Raw genomic sequence first — 24,313 nt, forward strand, 5'->3', positions numbered from 1 at the left:
GGTCATGTTGTTTGACCCATCAACTGCTCCATGTCTCAATTATCGATGGGTCAAAAGACATGACCCATCCTACGTTTTTACATTTCTCAAATAATGCCATAAAATCAGATTAAATGACCGTCAAGAGTAAGACAAAAGAGGGGAGAAACGTTATTATCGTTAACAAGAAGAACTTTAAAAATCCTTGGCGTTGGCGCCTGCGTTATAATTTTCTTATGAACGATCCATTCGACTCTCCTTGGAAACGATGGGAGCGCTTCGTTTTCGAATATTTGGTGGAAATCTTCACCTTTAGCGGCCTTGCTCTGCTGTTGTTACTGCTTTTCTTGCCCGGTTACGAAAAAAGCCGAGCGCGCGCTCGGTTGGCCGAATCCTATCAAAACCTGGAACTACTCGTCGAAGCGCTTCATCTCTATACTTGCGATCATCCCGCCAGCCGCGTATTCCCTCCCGATCCCAATAGTTATGAACCCGGATTCTTTCTCTGCCCTATACGGGACAACGATCCCACTTTGTTATATTTTCTCACGACGCCTGCGCCTTATCTCGACCGCATCCCCTCCGATCCCTTTATGGACAGGGTTTCTGGGAAAAGGAAGAATAGCTCCGCCGCCGTACTGCATTGGGTAAAAATCGCCGGTTCTTCCTTGGATAGTCCCACAGATTACGTACACATCGCCTGGGGAGCGCTCAGCGTGGGGCCGTCGCTCAATCTGCCGCCGCAATACAGCATCCGGGCGTTGCGGCTCGTTCCTTACGAGAGCATCCTGCTGCGCCAAAATCTTTACGCGCCCACCAACGGCCTGCGCAGCCTGGGATTGCTTTATCACGATACGCTGGGCAATGTCTCGCGTTTGGATGAAAGCATCGAGAAGCCGAAGGGAGGGCGGCCTTTGTAATGGGAATCAACAAAGCGTTCGGCCCTTCATCCTTGGCTCCTGCTTTATGGCGCAGCCGTCCCCGACTCTTCAACAATCCCGTCATCCTGCGTGAACTCGTCGCCCATTTGCGCAAAAAAAGTTCTTTCCTTTATCTCTTCCTCTTTCTTGCCTTCGGCGCGCTTATCTTTCTTTTTCTTTTTTTTGACATGAACCGTTCCGGAGCCATCTATGCGCCAGGAAAGGAAATTAGAATCCGCCAATTTTTCCTCGTCTTCAGCATCGCCGAGGGCGCTTTCATCAGCCTGTTGGTTCCCTTAATAAGCGGTTCCGCTTTCAACCTGGAGCGCGAACGCGACACCTGGGACTTGCTGCGTTCGACGCCTATCAACGCCTCCAGCTTATTTATGGGAAAATTTCTCTCTTCCATGCTTTTCGTATGGCTTCTTTTCCTTTCCCATGCGGCGTTCTATGGCCTTTTTTTCTTTCTAGGCGCTGTTTCCCCCAAAGAAGTCGTCGTTCTTTTTCTCCTTTTATCGGAAGCTGCCATCATTATGGCGCTGATCGGTCTTTGCTGCTCCCTTTTCTGGAAACGTCCGCTGGAATCCATCGCCGCCGCTTATTTCATCGGTTTCTTTTATTTCGCTGTTATGCCCTTCATTCGCGAAGGAATGTACAACGCCCGCCATTGCCCGGAGATGGCGGCTTCTCCCGTCGTTCTCGTCGTCGAATATTTATTAGCGGTTCCCCAATTCAACGAACTCAGTCCCTGGCTGCGCTCTCATCTCACCGCCGTCCACGCCGCTTGGGCCTTTGGCCTTATCGTCTTCCTCTTTCTTCTTGGTGTTACGCTTATACGCCGTTCGACCGAACCTCGCCCCTCGCGATGGAGCAAAATAGCATTCTGGCGCCATCTTCAACGTCCCATTTTCACATCAAAAAAATCGGTTCCTATGATTCTTTTCAGCGATAAGAATCCCATTATTCATAAAGAATTACGTCCTCTGCGTAGATCCGTTTTCAAAAGAATTCGCACCACACTTTTTTATTTCTTCCTTGGATTATGTTGGATCGAAATAGGAATTGAATTGAAACTAAAGAATGCTTGGTGTTCATCGTTGTTTTTATGGACGCTGCTTGTTCCCTTTCTGTCCATACCTTATGCGGCATACGGCATCCGAGGCGAAAAAGACAAAAATACCTGGGATTTATTGCGAACTACTACTCTTTCCTCCACGAAAATTCTCCAGGGGAAGACGCGATCCGGATGGTTTCTTTTCCATTGGAAATTCTGGTCGGCCGCCGCGCTTCTCTATTTGATTGGACTTTGTTCGCTGATTTTTGAAAATTCCCATTCTCCATCCAATATGGTCCTAGCCACTTATTGGATCGTCTCCATCATCGTCAGTTACGTCTCGGCAGCCCTCTATTCCGCCTTCGCCCTCTATTGTTCAGCCGCCATGCGCAAAACGATTTCCGCCTACGCCGTTTCGTTTTTCTTAGCCATAGGTTTGGTGATCGGTCCTTATCTTTTACTTATCTTCTACGCCATTATGATGGGCAACGATCGCGACATCGTTGTTATTTCCGCCTATATTTCGCCGCTTTTCCTTATAGGAACCCATAAAGGCTTCAAAACGATCCCTGACGCTTCTTGGCTTCCCGCCTTTCTATTCCAAACCATCTGGATGCTCGCCGCTTCCCGATTCCTTTACAGCAGAACATTAAAAAACCTGAACAAGGCGGAGGAATAAGCGAAGCTAGTCTTTATGAAAAAGGCGAGTTGCAGTAACTTCCTTTTGGTGAAATAAATGGGGTGGGAAGTACGTACTATTAAGGAAGGTGCGGCATTGGCTGCGTCCTTAGAATTCGATGGCTAGGGACGCCTGCCAGGAATTGAGGAAACCATGTTGAAAGACGAACAATCGCTTCATCGTTACAAGTTAATCGCCATCTGCTCCGCCCTTTTGCTTTTCGGCATCTTTTTGGGAATGAACTCCACTCCCACGCCCGTATGGATATTCGGCTGGAAGCCCCAGCTGCCGCTGATTATTATCGCACTGATTTGTTTTCTTCTCGGATGCGTTTGCGGATGGTTCCTCTGCATCATCAACCGGCGTAAAGCGGAGGAGGAATAAGGGGGGTCTTACGCATTCAAACTCGTCGCCGCCTGTTCCACGGAATCGAACATGGGAAACAGGTCGTCCAGCTTGGCGACTTGAAAAACTCGCGCTACATGAGGATTGGCGCCCGCAAACGCGATGGTGCCATCCCGCAGCATCTTGTACCCCGACAAAAAGGAAGCCAAAGCTTGACTGTTCAGGCTATCCATTGCCGATATGTCTACGATAATCTTTTTTTTCCCTTCCTTGGCTAACCGGTGAAGCGCCGTTTTCAGCGTGGAAGTATCCGCAAACATAATGGAGCCGGAAACTTGCAGTAACACCGCATCGCCCAAGGCTTTTTTAACCAGGCGCATCGATTTATCCCCCAAACGTCGTTATCGCGCCGTCCCAAGACGGCTCGCATAACATGAAGTATAACCTATTTCAACACACTTCGACCGTAAAGGCAATAACTAAACGCGGTTTTTCTTGCGAATGACCCGTTCTCCCACCGGTTTCCCTACTCAATTTAAAGATTTCGTAACTATTTAGCCGTATGAAGAGAAGAAATACGAATTTATTATTTCGCCCTTTCAGGGCTTAAGTTTTTGTCGATCCTGCTCCCAGGCCGTTGGCCTGGGCTATCTTATTTTCTTCCTGTTCGTGGCGAATTAATTTATCAGCCGTCGATAAGCGCGAAAAGACGGTTCATGCGGTCGCTGACGGTTTTCAGCGCCTCCTCGTTATCCATCTCATTGAGCGGCTTGTTGAACGGTTCGCAGGTTACAGGGCCGTCATAACTGATATTGTAGAGAAAATTAATGAAGCGTTTCAAGTCGATGACGCCGGTAGCGGTGGGAAGATCGCGGGAGGAATCCACCAGTTCGCCCAGCGAGAGTCCTTGGGGGGCGTCGTTGACGTGGACTTCGACGATGTCGAGATTGGTTAACAAGTTAAGATCGTCAACCGTTCCTTTAGAAGAATGCCAATGCCACGAATCGAACAATAGACCAACGTTGCTGCATCCGATCTTGCCGATAAGGTCCATCATTTCCAATTGCGTATGTATAAAAGGAAAACGATTGGCCAGCAGCGAAGTTTGCGGGCCGACGAATTCCAAACCCAGGCGGATGCCGTAATTTTGCAGGATGCGGGCGACCTCCGATAGGCGCGCTCGGTGCTGTTCGAAATTCTGGATGTAAGTCAAATCTCTATGCGAAGGAAGAATCCAGGTGGAGATGCGGGAAACGCCTACACTTTGCAGGATTTCCGCTCGTTTGGGCAACAAAGCCATATCTTGCCGGAATGCATTCTCCGATGTTCGAAATTGCACGGGCAAGCTGCTGGCGCCGAATTGAAGTCCTTTTTCCTTAAGGTAAGAAGCGACGCTATTGCGTTGATCGGGAGTCATTTTTTCCAGTTCGCCCAGGCTGGGGCTGACTCCGCCAAAATCGAAGCGGGCGGCGTATTCGATGGCTTGCTTTTGATCGGCGTTGACGCCGATATGGCCGACGCCGAGGTTTTTATACATCTTGAGCGATTTTTTTTCTTCCGCTAAGGCGGCAGACAAGCCCAGTAGGGCGGGCGCGGCAATCGTCCATTTCGCGAAATCGCGCCTTGAAACGACGTTTTTCGTCGCCGATTGAGTAGTATTCATGGCTTATTCCCCTTTTAGAATATTTTGGCGGGCTGCGCTTCGCTTTAAGCCCACCCTTATGATTCCATTATCCATACTCGATTAATGAAGACAATGGAAAGAGGCTTATCGGTTTTTATTGGCGATCAGTTCCTCGTATTTGGCGGCGGTCCATTGGGCGTCGGCGGGTATGGATTTAACCTCTGCGGGATTGGGACGCAAACGTTCGATTTGCGCGGGATCGTCCACAAGGCGTTTAAGACAACGAGAGAGATCGTTGTCGTTGCCAACTTCGAACAAGAGGCCGTTATCGCCGTCTCGCACTAAATCAGCCATGCCGCCGAGGCGGGAGGTTATAACGGGGACGCGGGCAAGAAAGGCTTCGTGGATGGTGATGGGAGAATTCTCGAACCAGATCGATGGGATGACGAGAACGTCAGAGTTTGAAAGAATGCGCGGGATATCGCGATTTTCGGCGCGTCCGCGCAGGCGGATGCCGGGATGGGCGACGGCGGCCTGAATGCGTTTGACGTAGCCGGTAAACTCGTCGAGATTGCCGTAAACGTCGAGTATCGCTGAGGCGAGGGGGAGGCGATTGAAGGCGTCGATCAATACATGCAGCCCCTTATGCTCGACGATGGTGCCAACGTAAAGAAATCGGATGGGGATCTGAGGGACTCGCGGTTCGGCGGCATAAGCCTCGGAGGCGATGCCGTAATCGGAGAACTCGATCTTATCGGGAGGCAGGCCGTACTCGATGAACTTTTGGCGAAGAAACGGCGATGGGGCGATAAAAAGATCGACTTCATTAAAGAGAACGCGAACGCCGAGAGTGCGGCGGTCCACCATTTTCTTCAAGCGGCTGCGCTGCAAGCGGGTGAGAGCGTTTTCGGCGAATTCCTGGACGCGGCGGGTGAGGCTGGGGTGGAACGGTTCGCCTTCCGGCGCGACGATGCGGGGTTCGGCCCAACAGGCGGTGCAGAAATCGTTGTCGCCAGTGGGCTGAGCGGATGTTTCGAAGACGAGTTCGCGCCTTCCAGCGCCGCATGGCGCCAAGTCGACGAACGCCTCGCGCCAGCCGCGATCGTCTTCTCGCTGTTTGGGATGAAGAATAATCTCACAAAGCGTCGCGCCGTTGCAGGAAACGCGGAAACGAACGCCGTCGCCTGGCTCATTATAAACGCTGGGGTGCATAGCAACGGCGAAAGATAGAGAGGCGCCTGGCGGAATTTCGCAGCGGATAGCGATTCGAGCGGGAGGATGGGCGTAAAGCGCCTCGCGGGCGTCGCCGTTGATGATGCATGGTCCACGGTGAACGAAATCGGATTGCGGCGCGGTGATGCGGCCTTTTTCCATCAGAGAAAGAAGCGTTGGATCGCGCAGGCGTTCGAACGGGGCGAGTATCTTCTTGACAAGGCGCGTACCCAGGCCGCTGGGGAAAGTGTAGCGGCTGATGCATTCGGCGCAGAGATGGGCGTCGACATCATGACAAAGGCGTCCTTCGCCGCGAAAACGTTGTCCGCCGCCGCGGGGACAAGTGAGCCAATAATCGTGCAGCGTAAAAACGACGGGAACGCCCCACTCACGGCATAGCCGGACGCAGCCGAACGAGAGATTCCATAAGTGATGGAAATGGGCGGCGTTGGGTTGGAATTCATCCAACCAACTTGCGAAAGCCGCTTCCACGGCGGGATTGGAATAGGTCTCTTCGAAGGAGGCGAAGGAATGGTTGTTGACGATTTCCAGAAAGGGGAGGCCGTCGCAAGTTCCCCGGCGCGTGGAGTAATTGGGCGCCGCGTGATCGATTTCGCTGTAAAAGAGCCGTACATCGTGGCCGAGCTGCTGAAGCGCCTTTCCCAGATGAAAGCAATACAACTCCGATCCCGCCTGGTGGATGGGAAGAAAATCGTGAATAACCATGAGGATTTTCATGATTCGGAAAAATCCTCCGGCTTGGGCAAAAAGCCGATATGCGTACAGATTTTATATCCCACTGAAGAACGAAACGAATCCATTTGAAATTGAAGACGCTCTTTTTCATCTATGACGCTCAGCCATTTTCTTCTGAGATTATGCAAAGATTGAATGCGGCCTACGTCGGAGGAGATATCCGTCAAAGCAATCAATTCGGCGCTTTCCGATTCCAGTTTATCGACAAAATCGTTAACCGCCGCCAGAACCTCGTAAATATTGCTCGCTGAAACGTAATCCGGAGCGTTTAAACTTTCCACGAGGCGAATTCGGTTAATGAGGATTTGCGCCTGCTGGCGGGCGTTTTCCATCAGCTGGGTCAATTGGGATAAATGATAGTCTTTCTCCTTGAGTATATGTTCCAGATTGCCCGCGTGAAATTGCGAAGCGGCAAGTAACTTTTCCAAATTGCCCGCATGAGTTTGCAGAGAAGAGAGCATAGCTTCGAGATTGCGGGCGTGATTTTGCAGGGATTCGTTGCGATCGCTTAGTTGCGCAGTCTGAGTCTGTTCGTTTTCGATCTGGACGCGTTGGGCGTCGAGCATGTTTTCAAGATTTTTAGAGTGAACTTGTTGGGTTGAGACGATCTGTTCCAGGTTTTGGGCGTGAACCTGTTGAGAACTGACGATCTGTTCCAGGTTTTGGGCATGGTTCTTCCATTCCTCGGCGTTTTTTTCCACATTGGCGATATGACTGGAAAGCGAAGTTAAATGACTCTGCAACTGCGCCATCAATTCATCCAAGTTTTTAGTGTGCAGCCGAGTTTCTTTTTCGCCGCTTTCCAGATTGGCGATGTGATCTTGCAAGCGTTGAAGAAAGGTTTCGCGGTCGGAATGGAGACGGTCGAGATTGGCGATGTGATCTTGCAAGCGCTGGAAGAAGGCTTCACGGTCGGAGTGGAGGCGGTCGAGGTTGGCGATGTGGCCGTGGAGATCGCTGTTTTGTTTTTGCAATTCCCGATGAAGATCGAGATAATTATGGGTTTCCTTTTTATATTCTTCGAGCAGGCGGGCGAGATTGCCGCCGTGCTCCTGCAAGGATCGCGATTGCTCCTGTTGGCGGATCAAAGCGGCGTCGAGATTTTCGGAATGGGATAGCAGTTGTTTTCTCTCTCCGAGCTCTTCCTGGAGGCTTTTATCCAAATTGGCGATATGGTCGAGAAGACGTTGACAATGCTCGTCCCATTGGTCTCTTTTTGTCTCCAAATGGCTGGAATGATCCAACAAACGGTCGATACGGATTCCTTGGGCGTTAAGAAACGATTCTTTCTCAAACAAGAGACCGTAATAAGAGAGCGAGACGAGAAGAGAGGCGGCGCTCCAAATATCCGTCGAGGTTTCTTTTTTCGGCGCGGAGAGAAGAGGTTGAAAATTTTTTTTGAACGAGGGAGACCATTCTCCCCGGCAGGCGGCGGCGGCGATGCGGTAGGCGGGATAGCGATTGTCCAAGGCGTAATAGTGGGAATTGTAAAGCGCATTTAGATTGGCTTTGCCTTCCGCCAATTCCGGAGCAACGCCGAGCGCGTAGTTGGCGAGTTGGAGAGAGAGCCAGCGAGGAAGAAAACCGTTGGGAAATTCGAAGGCGGAAAAACCGTGGCTGCGGATGACGTCCAGCGTTTCCGCGCGGTCGGGCAGCGTATAGAGGGCGTGTTCCTCCAAAAATCGATCTTCACCATTCAACTTTCCCGCGATGAATTCCCGCAGAACCGTTTCCGCCTCGGAGACATGGGATTCGTTATAGGGACCGCTGAGAATCAGCATGTCGTTCGTCACTCGGCAGAGTTCGTCGAGAAATCGTTGGCGCCGGTCTAGCGGGATATGTTCCAACGTATCGAGCGAAACAACGACGTCGAAGGATCGATCCGCGAAGGGAAGCGTTTCGCCGCCATAGCGCAAGGATTGGGGCGCGTCTTCCCATACTACGTCGATGACGGAGACATCCGCTTCGGGCAGAAATAAAGGGAGCAGGCCGCGGGCGCCGCCGACGTCGAGAATGGACGCTTCGCTTTTACCGGCAGCTTCTACGATATGGGCGGCGAAGCGGCAGCGTTGAAAATGATCGAAGGGGAGTTTCTTCAAGTACTCTTCGCGTTCCAAAGGAATCGCCGCCGCCGACAATCGTTCGATGGGGAGCGGGGCGCCTTCGATCCGGATGGTCAGATCGCAGCCGCCGGGAGGGATGGGAACGGCGTTCCAACGATGAAGAAATCCCTCTTCCTGGCGGAAGTTTCCGTTATATCGCAGTTTTAAATCGCCTAGGAAGATATCGGGATGGCGTTCTTCGCCGTTGCGCAATTCGAGGGACAATAGCAAGGGTTGGGAGGAAGCATTGAGGAGATAACAAATCGCATCGCCTTGCAACGAACCGTCCACGGCGCCCTTGCGCAGCGCGAGGTGGAAATTTTCCCCTTGAATGCGCAGACGCTCCGCCAGCCGGCTGCGCTGGCCTTGAAAAGCGCATTGGATGCGATCCCATGATTCGTCCGGTTGGCGGACGGCGAGGATTTCCAATTCATAGGGTTGGGCGCCGAAGCGCAGGCAGACGCTGTATCCCCTTTTCCGTAATTGGGCGATCCAATAGGAGGGAGGGCGCTCGTGAATGTGGGTCGGCTCCTCCCGATGGAAATAAAGCGGATCGGGCGTGGAGAGAAACAACCAGCCTTGCGGTTTGAGAACGCGAGACGCTTCATTCAAGACGGATTCGGGATCGGCGGAATGTTCGATGGAATCGAAAAGGCTGACGGCGTCGAAGGAGGCGTCGCGGAAAGGCAGCGATTCCAAGAGGGCTTGCTGCAATTGGCCCCGCTGTTCAGGCAGTTGGCGCAGAGCATACTCGCTAATGTCGACGCCAACGGCTTCGATTCCGAGTTTTTGCGCTTGCTGGACGAGATAGCCGTAGGCGCAACCCGCATCCAACCAGAGCAGGTTCTTAGCGATGCGTTCCTGGGCTAGCGTCAGCCACGGCGTCCAATCGCCGTGTTCGCATTCGTATCCGGCTTGGCCGTAGCCGCTGCCCAAGCCGTGAAAATAACCTTCATCGTAAAGGCGGCTGAGTTCATTCGCGTCGATTTGATTGGCCATTTTACTCCTATTCCTTGGACGCTTCTTCGGCGGAGGCTGGGGGAAGCCGATGAAGCGACCAGTTGGTATCCATCGCCATGATTCCGTGTTGATCCGTCATGCGCTTGCTGATCGTAAAGGAGTAAGCCCGCTCCCAATGATCGACCGCCTGGGGAAAACCGTCGAAGCGATTGTAGCAGCAAAGCGTGAGGTAATATTGTCCCGGCAATAAGGGCAAACATGGGATTTTGCAGCGAATCGTTCCTTTTTCGCCCGCCTGGTCGAAATCGTAAGCGCGCGGCTGCTTATGCCAGAAATGGTTGGAGCCGTTCACGTAGGCGCCGTCGGAACGGAATATCTGATAGCCGAAAACGGCGCCTTTTACGGGAGCTCGCGTTTCGAAATAGGCGTCGATTACGACTTCATCGTTCGTATCGAAGATGGAGACGGGAGCCCCCGCCGCGTTTTTCATCTCTATGCGTCCGACATGTATTTCTCCCGAACCCCAGCGGGGGCTGCCGGAGTCCTGATTCCGATTCATGGAGGGAACGTTGTCTTTCTTGTGGGTCATTTCCAAATATCGGTCGAGCACTTCTTCCGGAGCTCCCGCCGCGAGGATGCGCCCCTGATCGAGAAGAGCGACCTGGGTGCAGAAATGGCGGATGGCGGCCAGATCGTGCGAGACTAACACGACGGTTTTTCCCTGCGCCTTGAATTCGTTCATGCGGTCGAGGCACTTGTTGCGGAAATGCTCGTCGCCGACGGATAGGGCTTCGTCGATAATCAGGATATCGGGATCGACGGCGGTGGCGATGGCGAAGGCCAGCCGCAGGTACATTCCCGTGGAATAGGTGCGAACCGGCATATCGATGAAATCGCTGAGGCCGGAAAATTCGAGGATGCCGGGGATGAGTTTTTCCGTCTCTTCGCGGGTGTAGCCTTGCAAAGCGCAGTTTAGGAATATGTTGTTGCGCCCGGAGAAATCGCGATGGAATCCAGCGCCCAGCTCCAGGATGGAAGCCACCGAACCCTGGACGTTAAGAGCGCCTTCCGTGGGGCGGGCGATGCCGGAAAGCATTTTGAGCAAGGTCGATTTTCCCGCGCCGTTAGGGCCGACGATGCCGAAGGAGGAGCCTTCGGGGATCGAAAGATAGACGCTGCGCAAAGCCCAAAATTGGCGGTGAAGAGTACGTTTCAGGCCGAGCGCTTCCCATACGCGATGGATAGGGCGCCGATAGATGCGGTAACATTTGCCGAGGTTGGACGCTTCGATCATATTCGGAGGCTCGTTCTCTTTGACATTACGCCGGAATGGCAGATAAGGCGAATGACGCCGTCCATCTCGACGATGCAAACGATCGGGGATGGATAAACGCCGCGCCGTATATTGTAGCGCTGCCCGAGGCGTTAATTGAGGCTTATGCTGGGATAATCGGGACTTGGGGAAATGTCGGCGACGGTAGGTCCGCCTTTTTGCAGCATGGATTCCATGCGTTTGATGAGAAATTCGGCGCGGGCGCCGATGCGGATTTCTTCAAGGAGCCGGACAAGGTCGGGGACGGGCAGACTGAGGAAGGAAGCCATAACGTCCGTTAAGGAGCCGAGTTTCAAATTCAGAGTGGACAAGGTGGGAAATTCCTGGTTGGAACCGGCGTATTCGACGACGACGTCGCTGTAGAGTTGATATAAATGGCGCCGCAGTTGTTTGATTTCGAGAGGAGAAAGGTCGTCTTTTTTATCTTCTAAAATCTCGACGGAAGCCGTGCGGTAAGGGCGGGGAGTGATGATGTCTTTGATTCTTACCCGCTTGATTCCCAGCAGGAGAATGTTGCTGCGTCCGTCGTTCATCGGTTCGTGTTTGGAAATCGCTCCCAGGCAGGCTATAGGATAAATTTCGGGGTTGCCTTCGTATTTTTCTTCCCAACCGGGCTTCAAAATGGACATGCCGATCAACTTTTCGCCTTTCAAGGCGTCGCGCAGCATGATGCGGTAGCGTTTTTCGAAAATGTGAAGAGGAAGCAAGGTATGGGGAAAATGGACTACGTTAGGAAGAGGAAAAAGAGGAAGCATCCCGGAAAAGTTTTTTAGATTAATAAGATCGATCATATCGTCCACCCATTGGCATCCCGCTCGCAATCCCTATGGAAGATAAATTATCTTCACTGGGCGGCGCGGGTAAATTCCGGTTAATCCACGCGAAAAACCGAGACTATGGTTTGCGTATTGCGATACCCAACGAATCACAGCCGCCATAACGAATTCCTATTTCGATTCGCATCAACGCATGGCGATGCCGTTGCTATCGAAAATCGGAGCGGGATTTTTAGGAATCGCTCCGCTTCGAATGCCGACGCTCTTTCAAATTATAGTTGCGGATGAAAAAAGCGAGAAGAATGACAGGCGATTTTTATTGGGGGGAAGGAGGATGCGGAATATCGCCGATAAAGGGGTAAAAATATGTTACGCGCCAATCATTCCCATATAAAGCCAAGGATTCTTTAGGCGATCGAAGAAAGACGGATGCATCCTCAAACATTTCGATGTAAAATAATTTTAACTATATCCAATGCAAGATCAAACGTCCATTCTTACGGAAACGTTTATGGAAATATAATAAATAAGGAAAGGCGCCGAGCGAAAGCTAGCCCGCCGCAATCGATGCAAGGGATGGGATTATGAACGCCCAATCTACAGCGTTGGAAAGCGCTTTAGCTCAATATACGCAAAAAGGGGAATTGTACGAAACGCTTCCAAATGGGAAAGCGCGATGTTTTGCGTGCGGGCATCGCTGTTTGATTCCGGAGGGACGGCCAGGAGTGTGCAAGGTGCGTTTCAATGAAGGCGGCGAGTTGAGAGTTCCATTCGGATATGCGGCGGGACTGCAATGCGATCCGATCGAGAAAAAGCCGTTTTATCACGCCCTGCCCGGCTCCAGCGCCATGAGTTTTGGGATGATGGGATGCGATTTCCATTGTTTATACTGCCAGAATTGGTTGTCGTCCCAAGTTCTGCGCGACTCAAACGCGGCGGCGTCTCTTCACCCGATTTCAGCGCGGGAGATTGTAGATTTGGCGTTGCGATATGGAGCGCGTTTCGTTACGAGCACGTATAACGAGCCGCTGATTACGTCGGAATGGGCCGTTTCGGTTTTTCGTCTGGCCAAGGAAAAAGGATTGCGCACTTCTTACGTATCCAACGGAAACGCCACGCCGGAAGTTTTGCGATACCTTCGCCCCTGGTTGGATATGTATAAAGTGGATTTGAAGAGTTTTCGCGATAAGGAATACCGGAAACTGGGAGGGAAGTTGGAAACCGTGCTGGATTCGATCCGGCGGCTGCGGGAGATGGAGTTTTGGGTGGAGATCGTAACGCTCTGCGTGCCGGGATTGAACGACTCGGAGGGGGAAATGCGGGAAATAGCGCAATTCATCGCTTCGGTGGACCGCAACATCCCCTGGCATATTACGGCATTTCACGAAGATTATAAAATGCGCGGCATAGGGCGTACGCGGGGAGAGACGCTGCTGCGGGCGGGGAGGATCGGCAAAGAAGCGGGATTGAAATTCGTCTATGTGGGAAACCTTCCCGGCTATGCTCCGGAATGGGAAAATACTTATTGTCCCAAATGCGGCGCTTTGCTGATCGAACGAAACGGGTATTTTATCAAAAAAAATTCCATGCATAAGGACGCCTGTCCTCAATGCGGAGAGAGGATCGCCGGCGTCTGGGAATAAGGACGCCGAATCGAGAGCGTTATGAAGCAATTGCGGACGCGGCTTATTATCGCTTTTCTCGCCGTGGCGCTCATGGCCATGATCCCATTGGCTTTTATTCCTTATTACACGTTGACGGAGACGCAGAAGAGCGTACAGGCGGAGATTCTGGACGACGCGCAAGACCGGATCGAGAAATATATTTACCAATTGACGAACGATATCGATACGCAAATTCTCTTCAAAGTGGCGGATCACCTGAAAAATCAAACGTTTCTTGAAAAGCCGAAATGGGCGGACATTTTGGCGACCTGCGAAAGCCGCGACGATACATCCTTCAAAGAGATTAAATTTATCGAAGACCAGATCGTTCAAGGCTATGTGGGAGAGTCGCTGCTGAAAGACAAATTCGTTCAAGGGGATATACAGATTATTCCCAAAAAACAATACGAAGCCATGAAGCCGTGGGTGGATAAGGGATTGATGTACGAGGAGGACAATAAAATCTACGCCTGGATCAATCGCGGATTGTTTCGAGGCCGCCGGGCGGACGATATGGAGTTGGTGGGGGGATTGTTCGCCAAAACCAAATTGATCGAAAAGAATTCCGGAGAAGATCAAGCGACGATCTTCATCGATGAAAACCTGGATGTAAAACCGATCGTCATCCATCCCGCGCCGAGCATCTTGCGGCCCTATCTGCCAAGCGACGTTTACAAGCGCCTGTACAACTTAAAAGACGGCGAGAATTACGCCGAAGGGTATTATGAGATTGCGAATCTACCGGATATCAGGATTAAAGGCATCTATTCCGGCTCGCCCATGCAAGCACGAATTATCCCCATCCTCAACCAAAACCGCGAGCCGGCCGCCTATATGATTCTAGGCGTGCAAACGCTGAAGGTGTGGGATATTCTCGTTATGAAGATGGCGTATGGTTCATTGAGCGTCCTCTTAGCCATCGTATTTTTGGCGGTTTTGGTGGCGAGATCGCTGGTGAAGCCGATTTACGAACTGGCGGACGCCGCCCGCCGCATGTCGCAAGGAGATTTCGACGCGCGGGTCAATGTGACGGGAACAGAGGAGCAGCAAGTGCTCCGATTGACGTTCAACTCCATGGCGGACAGGATTCAACGGCAATTCGAACAAGTCAGGCAGAAGACGCGGGAATTAGAAGAAAGTAACCGGGAGCTGGATCAAACGCAACATTTCCTGCAGAACATTCTGGCCAACATTCGCAGCGGCGTGATGAGCGTGGACCGGCAAGGACGCATCAGCCACATCAACAGGGTCGGCGTCGAAATGCTGCATCTATCGGAGTGGAAAGGCAGCCAGGTGGAAGAAGCGATCTCGTCTCCGGAATTGTTGCGCCTGGTAAGCGGCGCGTTGAAGAACGTTCGGTCGGTTTATCAACAGGAGATTCCCTGCCGCTGCCGGGAGGGAGAGACCTTGTCGCTGCAAGTCAGCGCCGTTCCATTGATGGAAGAATCGGCGTTGACGGGATTGGTCGTTACGTTTCACGATCTGTCCGATATCCGACGGCTGGAAGAGCAGGTGCGCCGGCAGGACCGTCTGGCGGCTTTGGGGCGCATGGCGGCGGGCGTGGCCCATGAAATCCGCAATCCGTTGGGCATCATCCGGGGGTCGGCGCAGCTGCTGAATAAGCGGTTCGGCGGAATGCAAGGGGAAGAGGGTTTATCGGTATTCATCATCGAGGAGGTCAACCGGCTTTCGCGCGTATTAAACGATTTTCTCATGTTCGCGCGTCCGCCATCGCCCAACCTGGAGGAGATGGCGCCGGAAACGCTGCTGCAACAGGTTCTTGCCTATGCGCCGGCGGAAAAGGGATTCGATGTGAAATTGGATGTGGAGCCGGAACTGCCCGCCGTGGCGGCGGATCCGGGATTGACGCGGGAATCCTTTTTGAATTTGCTGATCAATGCGCAGCAAGCCATGCCGGACGGCGGAACGATTACGCTGCGGGCTTTTGCGCGATCCAGCCGGGAAGTGGCGTTCGAAGTCGTGGATCAAGGCGTTGGGATTCATCCCGAAATGCTGGATCAGATTTTCGATCCCTTTTACACGTCGAAAGACAACGGCACGGGTCTGGGATTGTCGCTGGTGCATCAGAGCGTTTCCAGCCAGGGCGGCAGCGTGGAGGTGGAGAGCGTTCCCGGCCAAGGAAGCTGTTTTCGCTTGATCTATTCAACGTGGGAATCCATTCGCAGCATTGAAACGGATCGCAGCGCGGTTTGAGGCTGCCTTTATGCTGCTCGCCGCTTTCTCCGATCGATTTTATACTATAGGATTCGAAGCGGCTGGTTGGAATCGTCCAACTGAAAATTCGGACGGCCTGGGCCGTCAATACAATATAAAATGGAACGCGCAATGATAAATAAAAATTTAAAGATGCCATTGGCGATAGGGTTTTTCTTGGCGGCGGGATTGTTTTATTCTTGCGGAAATACGGAAGACCGTTTTGGATCGGTGGATATGTTTCATGGACGGCCAAAACCGCCGCGGATGGTTCTTCGCTCCTTGCTGGGACCGCTGCCGGGGGGGCCGTTTCCCAGCCAGAAGCCAGGCGGGATTCTGGTGATGGATACGGGAGCGGACTATAACGGCGAGGTTTCGTTGACCTACGCGCAGAATTTGTTGGAACGTTACGCAACGAAAAGACGGTCGGGAGATATTCCTTTTCATTTTTTGATCGATGGAGAAGGCATCGTATACGCCGGGCGGGAAACCTCCATTCCGGCGGAGTTGCACGAGGGCGATCCATTTCTGTTTCGGCCTCCCATGGAAAAACTATCATTGATGGAAACGCGGCTGGCTTGGCTCAAGAATCCAGCGAAGAATTTGGACGGTTATATCGTCATCGCATTTCTGGGCGACTACGACCATCTATTGGTGAATAAGGAGCAGGAAAAATCCTTCTTCCAATTATGCGCCTATTTGACTTATACGCATAACATATCGTTGCGGCGAATTGCCGGATTGAAACAGGTTTATCCCGAAAGCAAGAATCCCGGCTTTTATTTAAATACGTATATGAATTACAATGTTTTGGCGAAGGAGATTCCGCCTCCGCCGATGCAGCACCGCTTTCTGGTTACTCCGGACGCGAAATAGTTCAAGACGAACAGGCTGTGCGCCGTCCTTCTTTCGACGGCGGCGCCGGAGGCGTTTATAATGCCCCCGAAGGAGCGAGACGAAGGCTCCATTAGATGGATTGCGAGGTGTGGAAAATGCAAAGAGTATCCATGATAGCGGTCTATGACGAATATTGCATCGGCGTCCGTTACATGTCCTCGATTTTGAAGCAGGATGGACACGAGGCGAATATTGTTATTTTCAAAGGCGTTTCCTACATCAGTCCCACCGATGTTCCCCCGCCGGAGAAGCAGGACGACGGCGGTTATTACAGCATGTGCACCTATACGACGGAGAAGGAACTGGATCTGCTTTTAGAGACGCTCAAAGAGCAGGATCCTCACTTGGTAGGAATGTCTTTCACATCCGTGAGTTTCGGACTGGCTAGTTTTTTGACGAAAAAAATCCAGGAAACTTTGAAGGTTCCCGTGATCTGGGGCGGCGTCGATTCGACCGTCAATCCCGATGAAAACATTCAAGTCGCCGATATGCTCTGCATTGGAGAAGGAGAATATCCCATGCAGGCGCTAGTCAACGCCATGGACCGCGGGGAAGACATAACCCATATCCCCAGCATCTGGGTGCGGCAAGACGGACGCGTATATAAGAACGGCGTCATGCAATTGGAACAGCATCTGGATAACTATCCTTTCCCGGATTACGAACTCGATCGTAAAACAGTGATTTTCCGGGATAAGATTCTCGATGCCCCCTATCCCCCCATGACCCATCTTTATACGAATTACATGATTATGGCGTCGCGGGGATGTCCCTTTACCTGTACCTATTGCTGCAGCGGGCATTACCACGACATTTACAAGGGTGACCGTCCATTGCGCCGCCGTTCGGTGGATAACGTCGTCGCTGAATTGAAATACCGGCTGAAAACATGGCCTTGGCGATTGGATCGCATCGAATTGTACGACGACGTGCTGCCGGTCAACAATAAATGGCTGAGGGAATTCGCGCCGGTCTATTCCACGGAAATCGCGCTGCCATTCTTCGGATATACGCATCCCAACGTAGGCGAACCGGAAAACCTGCGCTTGCTCAAGGAAGCGGGGATCAGCTATCTTATCATGGGCGTGCAATCGGGCAGCCAGCGAGTGCTCCATAAATATTACGACCGGCGCCATACCAAGGAGCGCACGATTCAGACGGCGCAGAATATTCTCGACGCGGGCATTAAACTGCTATGCGATTTCATCGGCTACAATCCCTTAATTAACAATGAAGACAACATCGAAACGCTGGATCTCATCTGCGACATTCCCAAGCCGTGGGGAATCATCAAATTCAATCCGATGGCGTTTTACGACAATTACCGGTTGACGAAGATCGCGCAAGAAGAAGGCATCATGGATCAGCTGGAGCGTCCCAAAGGCGTGCACGCCTGGCAGGCGAAGATCACGCCCATCATGGTTTTCTGGGAATTCATCCATACCCTCGGGCATTTCGAAGGATTCACCAAAGAAAAGGTGATGGGACTGGTCAACGACCAGTATCTGCGCGAGAATCCCGCCATTTTGGAGGAGATTGTAGTCAATCTCTACAACGCCACGTACCTGGATGGCAATTCGGTCATCAATAAGGATCAATATATTCAACAATTGCGCTGGCGGCTGGCGCAAGCGGAGAGATCGCCCGTGTTGCGCGCTTATCGCAAAGTCAAGAACCTGGTGGCGTAGCGGGATTCTTGCGCAAAACCATAAATACGTTATAGGCGAGGCGCAGATGCGGCGAAAACAACCCATGCAGCAGCGGGATGGCTCGGCGTTGGTTGAGAATAGGGTTGACGAAGCGGACATGTTCGACGGCGAGGAGGGGCGAGGCCAAACGCATGGCGTCCCCCGCCGTCAACATGTTGCAATGATCCCCGCCGATGTTTCCCTCGGAGCCGCCGAGAAAAAGAAGCGCCAATTTCGTCTGCTGGTTGAAATTGGGGAAGAAAAGAAAGAACCTCCCGCCCGGCTTCAACAACCGCCGCGCTTCCTGGAAAAGAGCGCAAAGCGATTCTTCCAGGGGGACGTGTTCGATGACGTCGAAGCAGTACATCCAATCGAGGCCGCCGTCTTCCAAAGGAATCGGCGCGCCAATATCCTGCCAAAACGCCTTTTGTACCAACCCTTCCCGTTCGATCGATTCGCAAGCGTCTCGCGAGAGATCGGCGGCGAAACATTCCATTTTCGGATTCAGTATTCTTAAAATCCGCAGGTAGTGGCCGTAAGCGCAACCCATATCGAGAACGCGCTGGGGAGTGGGATCGTTTAGCGGTTGGTATTCGTTAACGAGCGCGAATTTTTGATGGATTTCTCCAAGCCGGGAGAGAATATCGCCGTATTCCCGGCGCCATTCCTGACGGTCTTCTACATACTCGACGGGAAGGCCGCGGGCGCCGGGGCATTCGGGAGCGCGAACGCATTCGGCGAAGGCGCGTCCGCCGCGCTCCGCCCGGCGCATGGGCGAATGGCACTTGGGACAGAAGAGCGCTTTGCGGCGAAAATGGTTGAGGAAATCGCGAGAGGTCATTATGGGTTCCGGTTGCGCTGCATTCCGATAGTAGAAGACTATCGGCGGGGGGAGCGTAGTTTCTTTTTTCCTCTCTGCGTTTTTTTCCTCAAACAATTGAGAAGATCATTTCTCATTGACATCGGTTTTTACTATAATATAGATATTCCATAACCTATCCAGTATTACGAGAAAAAAAACGGCGCCTTCTATGACGAATGAAAAAAAAGGATTGCAACCGCGCACCCTTACGCACGAGTTCGATGAGATATCGTCTTCGATTTCTTCTATTCAGGAATCCGTGGATATCCCGCGCATCCAATTGATCCTTGCGGAAAAGCGAACGAGTTTAGCGGTTATGCGTACGGGCATCGCCGTGTTTACTCTGCCTTTATCCGTTATAACTGTCTTGATCGCCACATCGCGTTATTATTCGTTTTTGGAAAATTACTATTTTCTAATTCCCTTGTTGATTCTTTGTCTTGGATTGGTAGTGCTGGGCGTATATTTGGTGCATCGTTCCATCATGCGCTTATGGAAACTAGACGCGTTGATAGAGAAGATTAAAAGAGAAGACGCAACCCTTTCCGTTTTTTTAGGCAATGGCGTTTGACCCGCCATTGTTATCGTTATTCTCCTCAAAAAAAGATGGGATAAGCCCAATCAATTCCTTGACAAGCCGATCGTTTTAATTATATTGACACTAACGCGGAAAGGAGGTGGTCCACTTATGATAGATGAATGTAGGTCGTATCGCGTAGGTGGCTGCGGAGGTGGGGAGAGCTAATCGGCTCCCATCCTTCCTCGATTGCCAAGAGGATTCGAAGCAGGCGATAATTAATAACGCGCCGAACGGGAGCGGTTCTCCCGGCTCTCCAATCCCAACAGCTTGCCGATTTCAAAGAAGGCGGTCAATGTTTGGCCGCCTTCTTTATTGAATGGCGTTAACAACCGATTATGGATAATGCCGTTGCTCGAATTTCAATCCTATCCATTAGAGGTTTGTGCAAAATTCATAATTTCCGCTTTAAAATTCTCCCCCCAAGCTTGGGGGGAGTTAGAGGGGGGTTGATTTAGTTAGACTTAAAACAATCCCCTCCTAACCTTCCCCAAGCTTGGGGGAGGAATAATAGAGTTTTGCAAGAGGCTCATTAGAATCTTCTCAAGGTATTGCTCTAATTTAAGGCTTGAGATAAAGTGTTTTACCGCGCAACCGTAGGCGGGAGTTATCCATTCCGCTTACGGATTTGCGCCCATAACAGACCCGCGTTCTATCGAATCCACACCTGGCTTGCCAAACTTCATGAGCGCGTTGGATCCCATTTCTCCTTGGAAAGAGTACTATTATGCAAAATCAAGCGCCCTGGGTAACGTTTCGTCCGGAAATTAAAGTAATGGATTGCACGATCCGCGACGGCGGATTGATTAACGATTCCAAATTCGATGACGCCCTCGTGCGCGCCGTCTATGAAACTTGCCTGGCGGCAGGCATCGATTACATGGAAATCGGCTATAAGAATTCCAAGCGCGTATTTCCCCGCGAAAAATTCGGTCCGTGGCGGCATTGCGATGAGAGCGACATGCGCCGCATCGTCGGCGAAAACAAAACGCCGTTGAAATTGTCCGCCATGGCCGACGCTGGCGGCAAAAGCGATTGGCAGACCGATATTCTCCCCAAAAATGAGAGCGTGCTCGATATGATCCGGGTGGCGTGTTACGTCAACCAGATTCCGGAAGCTGTCGAGATGATTAAGGACGCCCATCAAAAAGGATACGAGACGACCTGCAACATTATGGCCATATCCGTGGCGCAGGACGCCGAAATCGACCAGGCGCTGGAAGTGCTCGCTCAAACGCCCGCCTCGACCATCGTAATCGTCGACAGTTTCGGCGCACTCTATTCCGAACAGATCAAAATTCTGGTTAAAAAATATCAAAAAGCCTTGGAAGGAACGGGAAAAGAGATCGGCATTCACGCTCACAACAATCAACAACTGGCTTTCGCCAACACCATCGAAGCCATTATCGACGGCGTGAACCGCATCGACGCCACGATGGCGGGCATGGGACGCGGAGCGGGCAATTGCCCGATGGAGCTGCTGCTTGGTTTCCTGCGCAATCCCAAATTCGACCGCCGTCCCGTATGGCAACTGTTGCAGGATCATTTCCTCAAACTGAGCGAAAATCTGGATTGGGGTCCTTTCCCGCAATACATCGTTACCGGCCAAATGAATCAGCATCCTCGCACCGCTATCGCCGCGCGCGCGGGAGACAAGAAGGACAAATTCGTAGAATTTTACGATAAGTGCACCAGCGACGAATAATACCAATCTGCTTTGAGATTGTCGCTTTTCAAATTCCTCTCCCAAGATGGGGAGAGGTTAGGTGAGGGTTGATATTATTAGACTTATTATTCACTCACCCTAACCCTCTCCCAGAGGGCGAGGGAATATATAAGCAATAATCCTAGCGCATGCTGGTATAAAATCACCGGGGGGATTTATCGCATCTTTCCCTTTTGGCCTTCCTTGGGATTTTCTTAACGGAAATAGCGTTCCAAAAAGCGGTCGCGCCAGGATGTCGGCAGACGTTCCAATAGGGTTCGCTTTTTCGCATCGGCCCCAATGAGATAGCGGGCCTTGGGGCGCCGCGCCGTGAGAGCATGAATAACCGCGTTCGCGACGATGGCGGGGGGGACGGCGTTTTTCTCCGCCTCTTTCGCCAAACGCAAAAAAACCGCCAGCGGATCTTTGTATAATTGCATTTTTTCTTCGTCCACCTGGGCGAAGAAGGCTTCCGCTTCCTTTTGCGACTTCTCCCAAATCGGCGTCTTTACCGCCCCCGGCTCCACGATGGACACCGAAATTCTCCACGGCCTGAGTTCAACTCTTAAGGAATCGGTCAGCGCCTCCAACGCGAACTTGGATGCGTTATAGGGACCTCCGAAAGGCATGGAGCTTTTTCCGGCAATGGAACCGATGTTAACGATGCGCCCTCTTCCCTGGCGCAATAGTGGCAAAAACGCTTGCGTCACGGCGGCGGCGCCGAAAACGTTGACCTCGAACTGACGGCGCCACATATCGATGGGAACCAACTCAATCGGCCCTACTACGCCGATCCCCGCGTTATTCACCAATCCCGACAAACCGAATCCGCCCGATTGGGATTTGACGATTCCTACCGCCTCGGCGATCTGTTCCGGCTTCGCGACATCGAGAAAGATGGGGGAAAACCGGGGGGACATTCCTTGTCCCAACGCTTTATAATCGCTTGGTTGGCGCACGCCGGCATAAACGCGATACCCCATGCCGTCAAGCTGCAAGGCGCACTCCCGTCCGATGCCGGTAGAGGCTCCGGTAATAAGAATGGAGGGTTCGTTCATATCTTTTATCATTCCCACGATCATATTTTTATAGATAGACGATAATCTCTTCAACGATTCATTCCTATTCTATCATGGTTTAAGCAATTTAAGGGTTCTTCATAAAACAACTTACCTTCGTTCCGATTATTATTACTTGCCTATCTTTTTTAAGCATAATGAAATTTTAATCATTTTATCTTGACAGATGTCGCATATTGGGCTATTGTATTGGTGAACGGCGTATTATAGATAATTAATATATATTTTTGTTTATATAGGGGGTGATCTCTCTTCTCTCCGCAATGCTAACCATATAATAATTCGCATAAACAAATATAACAAACGCATTACGCATTCCTCTCGCATCGGCGATGGGGGAAAAAGGAGGAAATCATGTTGAAAAAATCCGCTATTCTCTCTCTCTCTCTCTCTCTCTCTCTCTATGACCATATTCGCACTCGCCGCTAATTCACAGGAAAAAGCTATTGAAAAGGTCTTTGATTTCGTCGAGAATAAAGACCAAACCGAATGGCTCAACTTGGAGCGCTCCCTGGTAGCCCTTGATGCCGAGGACGAAAACCAAAGCGTCGTCAAGATGCGTCCCGCCGTCATGCGCACCGGCGATCCCAAGATCGGCGTCGTCATGGGCGCCGCGCTCTACATGAAAGCTCAGCCCGTGGCGGGAAAGGGGAACTACGGCGTGTTCGGCCAGCGCATCGTCCAGATACCCAACCGGAAATACATCCAGTTCCAAGGGGGAGCTGAAATCCTCAGCGGAGCGCAATATCCCGTCGATTTCCATCTCCTGGTCGAAACGCGCAAGGATGCCGGCAGCCCCTGGCAGGCTGACGCCGCCTTCCCCGCCCGCGGACTCGATTCCAACCACGCCGTCAGTCCCGGCTCGTGCTGGTTCATGGAAGATTTGACGCAATGGGCAGGCCAGGAAGTGCGCCTCTCCCTTGTCCTAAGCATCGAACCGTCCTACACGAAAGTAGGCACCGCCGAACGCTGGGATCCGTCGGAAATCTCGGCGAATATTTTCTCCGCCGAGCTTATGGCCTGCACGTTTAAGGTGACGCTGGGGAAAATGGAAGAAGAAAACCCCTCTCCCGGAACTGTCCAACCTGGAAAGCGAGTTGGTAGAACATCTTCACAAGGCATTAATAAACCGCTAATAAGCAATGCGACAATCGATTTAACAACGAATACTCTTGAAACCGTACTCGACGGATCGCAGTCTTCTCATGGATATTTGGCAAATCCCAGCGATTTTCCATTATGCTCTGAACAGATTCCCGCGTATTCGTACACGGATGGTCAAGGTCAACATAATGTTGCAGCCCGTTACGTCTGCTATTTGACGGCGCGGCGATGGGATGGCCATACGGATCATGGGGCCTATGGTTATATTGATGCTGCATCTGCAATATCCGAAGATTCTGTCTATGGCGCTTGTTCAAGAGTTATCGATTTTTGCACAGAATCGACTCTTAAACTAAATAGCGCTTCCGTTAGCCAGATTCAAGGTTATTTACAGAAGGATGCGGCCGGTAATGCCATTGCCGTACTTAAACCAAGCGGAGACTCTTCGAGAAATTTCGACGATCATTGGGTAGGAATCTCTTCTGTTCGATCAATGGCTCTGTCTGATAGTACTAAAACTCTTCACGCCTTTTACAATGCGGAAGATCATTTCAAAGATATTGATGGCGCAACGGGTGATCACAATATTAATTACGATGGAAACAAATATTACCCGGAAACAGGATATGGAAAGGAATATGCCGATTATAAGTACGTCTGTCAAGCGACAATTATTCTTCCCCCTCGACGACAATTATTTTTCCCTGTTTGACTCAGCAACCAATCCGTCTTTGAAACGCGGTTATAGGAATGTAGATTTGTGATTTTTTCCTCCTGGGCCTG

The 24,313-nt window shown here is 51.5% G+C and carries 19 protein-coding genes; 10 read left to right on the forward strand and 9 right to left on the reverse strand.

Going from position 1 to position 24,313, the window contains the following annotated elements; all coding sequences use genetic code 11:
- The first annotated feature begins 215 nt into the window (after nt 1–215).
- From AB1656_09325 to AB1656_09335, 3 genes are all read left to right on the forward strand, one after another.
- Nucleotides 216–899 carry a hypothetical protein gene (locus AB1656_09325; protein MEW6235573.1) on the forward strand — a complete coding sequence of 228 codons (684 nt, stop codon included), beginning with the start codon at nt 216–218 and terminating at the stop codon, nt 897–899.
- Complete coding sequence (locus AB1656_09330; protein ID MEW6235574.1) at nt 899–2,632, forward strand: ABC transporter permease; 1,734 nt, start codon at nt 899–901, stop codon at nt 2,630–2,632. Before AB1656_09325 ends, AB1656_09330 begins: the two co-directional genes overlap by 1 nt.
- A 153-nt stretch (nt 2,633–2,785) precedes the next feature.
- Entirely contained in the window at nt 2,786–3,016 is a 231-nt protein-coding gene (locus AB1656_09335; protein ID MEW6235575.1) for a LapA family protein, read from the forward strand.
- A gap of 8 nt (nt 3,017–3,024) precedes the next feature.
- Here the strand turns inward: AB1656_09335 and AB1656_09340 are convergent, their stop codons facing one another.
- The 6 genes from AB1656_09340 to AB1656_09365 all read right to left on the reverse strand — a co-directional run bounded on the left by AB1656_09340 (nt 3,025) and on the right by AB1656_09365 (nt 11,755).
- On the reverse strand, nt 3,025–3,357 hold the full coding sequence (locus AB1656_09340) for an STAS domain-containing protein (protein MEW6235576.1): 333 nt from the start codon (nt 3,355–3,357) through the stop codon (nt 3,025–3,027).
- Between the two features lie 305 nt (nt 3,358–3,662).
- Entirely contained in the window at nt 3,663–4,640 is a 978-nt protein-coding gene (locus AB1656_09345) for a sugar phosphate isomerase/epimerase family protein (GenBank protein ID MEW6235577.1), read from the reverse strand.
- 105 nt (nt 4,641–4,745) lie between these two features.
- Complete coding sequence (locus AB1656_09350; protein ID MEW6235578.1) at nt 4,746–6,551, reverse strand: glycosyltransferase; 1,806 nt, start codon at nt 6,549–6,551, stop codon at nt 4,746–4,748.
- Nucleotides 6,548–9,670, reverse strand: coding sequence for a methyltransferase domain-containing protein (locus AB1656_09355; protein ID MEW6235579.1), 3,123 nt, complete (start codon nt 9,668–9,670; stop codon nt 6,548–6,550). The genes AB1656_09350 and AB1656_09355 overlap by 4 nt, the downstream gene beginning before the upstream one ends.
- 7 nt (nt 9,671–9,677) lie before the next feature.
- A complete protein-coding gene (locus tag AB1656_09360; protein ID MEW6235580.1) occupies nt 9,678–10,925 on the reverse strand; it encodes an ABC transporter ATP-binding protein in 1,248 nt (415 codons plus the stop codon).
- A 131-nt stretch (nt 10,926–11,056) separates the two neighbouring features.
- Nucleotides 11,057–11,755 carry an LON peptidase substrate-binding domain-containing protein gene (locus tag AB1656_09365; GenBank protein ID MEW6235581.1) on the reverse strand — a complete coding sequence of 233 codons (699 nt, stop codon included), beginning with the start codon at nt 11,753–11,755 and terminating at the stop codon, nt 11,057–11,059.
- Nucleotides 11,756–12,324: 569 nt separating this feature from the next.
- On the opposite strand from AB1656_09365, the gene amrS reads away from it, so the two are divergent.
- The 4 genes from amrS (at nt 12,325) to AB1656_09385 (ending at nt 18,203) form a co-directional block, all read left to right on the forward strand.
- A complete protein-coding gene (gene amrS / locus AB1656_09370; GenBank protein ID MEW6235582.1) occupies nt 12,325–13,383 on the forward strand; it encodes an AmmeMemoRadiSam system radical SAM enzyme in 1,059 nt (352 codons plus the stop codon).
- A gap of 21 nt (nt 13,384–13,404) precedes the next feature.
- Nucleotides 13,405–15,618: an ATP-binding protein gene (locus AB1656_09375; protein MEW6235583.1), complete on the forward strand. Its 2,214-nt coding sequence runs from the start codon at nt 13,405–13,407 to the stop codon at nt 15,616–15,618.
- A 132-nt stretch (nt 15,619–15,750) separates the two neighbouring features.
- Nucleotides 15,751–16,494 (forward strand): peptidoglycan recognition family protein, encoded by a 744-nt coding sequence (locus tag AB1656_09380; GenBank protein MEW6235584.1) that lies wholly within the window; start codon nt 15,751–15,753, stop codon nt 16,492–16,494.
- A 116-nt stretch (nt 16,495–16,610) separates the two neighbouring features.
- On the forward strand, nt 16,611–18,203 hold the full coding sequence (locus AB1656_09385; protein ID MEW6235585.1) for a radical SAM protein: 1,593 nt from the start codon (nt 16,611–16,613) through the stop codon (nt 18,201–18,203).
- Here the strand turns inward: AB1656_09385 and AB1656_09390 are convergent.
- On the reverse strand, nt 18,184–19,044 hold the full coding sequence (locus AB1656_09390) for a class I SAM-dependent methyltransferase (protein MEW6235586.1): 861 nt from the start codon (nt 19,042–19,044) through the stop codon (nt 18,184–18,186). The two genes, AB1656_09385 and AB1656_09390, sit on opposite strands and share 20 nt — an antisense overlap.
- Nucleotides 19,045–19,234: 190 nt before the next feature.
- On the opposite strand from AB1656_09390, the gene AB1656_09395 reads away from it, so the two are divergent.
- Both AB1656_09395 and AB1656_09400 read left to right on the forward strand, forming a co-directional pair.
- Nucleotides 19,235–19,636, forward strand: coding sequence for a hypothetical protein (locus AB1656_09395; GenBank protein ID MEW6235587.1), 402 nt, complete (start codon nt 19,235–19,237; stop codon nt 19,634–19,636).
- Between the two features lie 733 nt (nt 19,637–20,369).
- On the forward strand, nt 20,370–21,347 hold the full coding sequence (locus tag AB1656_09400) for an aldolase catalytic domain-containing protein (protein MEW6235588.1): 978 nt from the start codon (nt 20,370–20,372) through the stop codon (nt 21,345–21,347).
- Nucleotides 21,348–21,562: 215 nt separating this feature from the next.
- Here AB1656_09400 and AB1656_09405 read toward each other — a convergent pair whose 3' ends face one another.
- Both AB1656_09405 and AB1656_09410 read right to left on the reverse strand, forming a co-directional pair.
- Nucleotides 21,563–22,405, reverse strand: coding sequence for an SDR family oxidoreductase (locus tag AB1656_09405; protein ID MEW6235589.1), 843 nt, complete (start codon nt 22,403–22,405; stop codon nt 21,563–21,565).
- 451 nt (nt 22,406–22,856) lie between these two features.
- On the reverse strand, nt 22,857–23,273 hold the full coding sequence (locus AB1656_09410) for a hypothetical protein (protein ID MEW6235590.1): 417 nt from the start codon (nt 23,271–23,273) through the stop codon (nt 22,857–22,859).
- Nucleotides 23,274–23,300: 27 nt separating this feature from the next.
- Between AB1656_09410 and AB1656_09415 the strand changes: the two genes are divergently transcribed.
- A complete protein-coding gene (locus AB1656_09415; protein MEW6235591.1) occupies nt 23,301–24,242 on the forward strand; it encodes a hypothetical protein in 942 nt (313 codons plus the stop codon).
- The last annotated feature ends 71 nt before the right edge of the window (nt 24,243–24,313 follow it).

Source organism: Candidatus Omnitrophota bacterium (genome assembly GCA_040755155.1).
Classification (GTDB): Bacteria; Hinthialibacterota; Hinthialibacteria; order Hinthialibacterales; family Hinthialibacteraceae; genus JBFMBP01.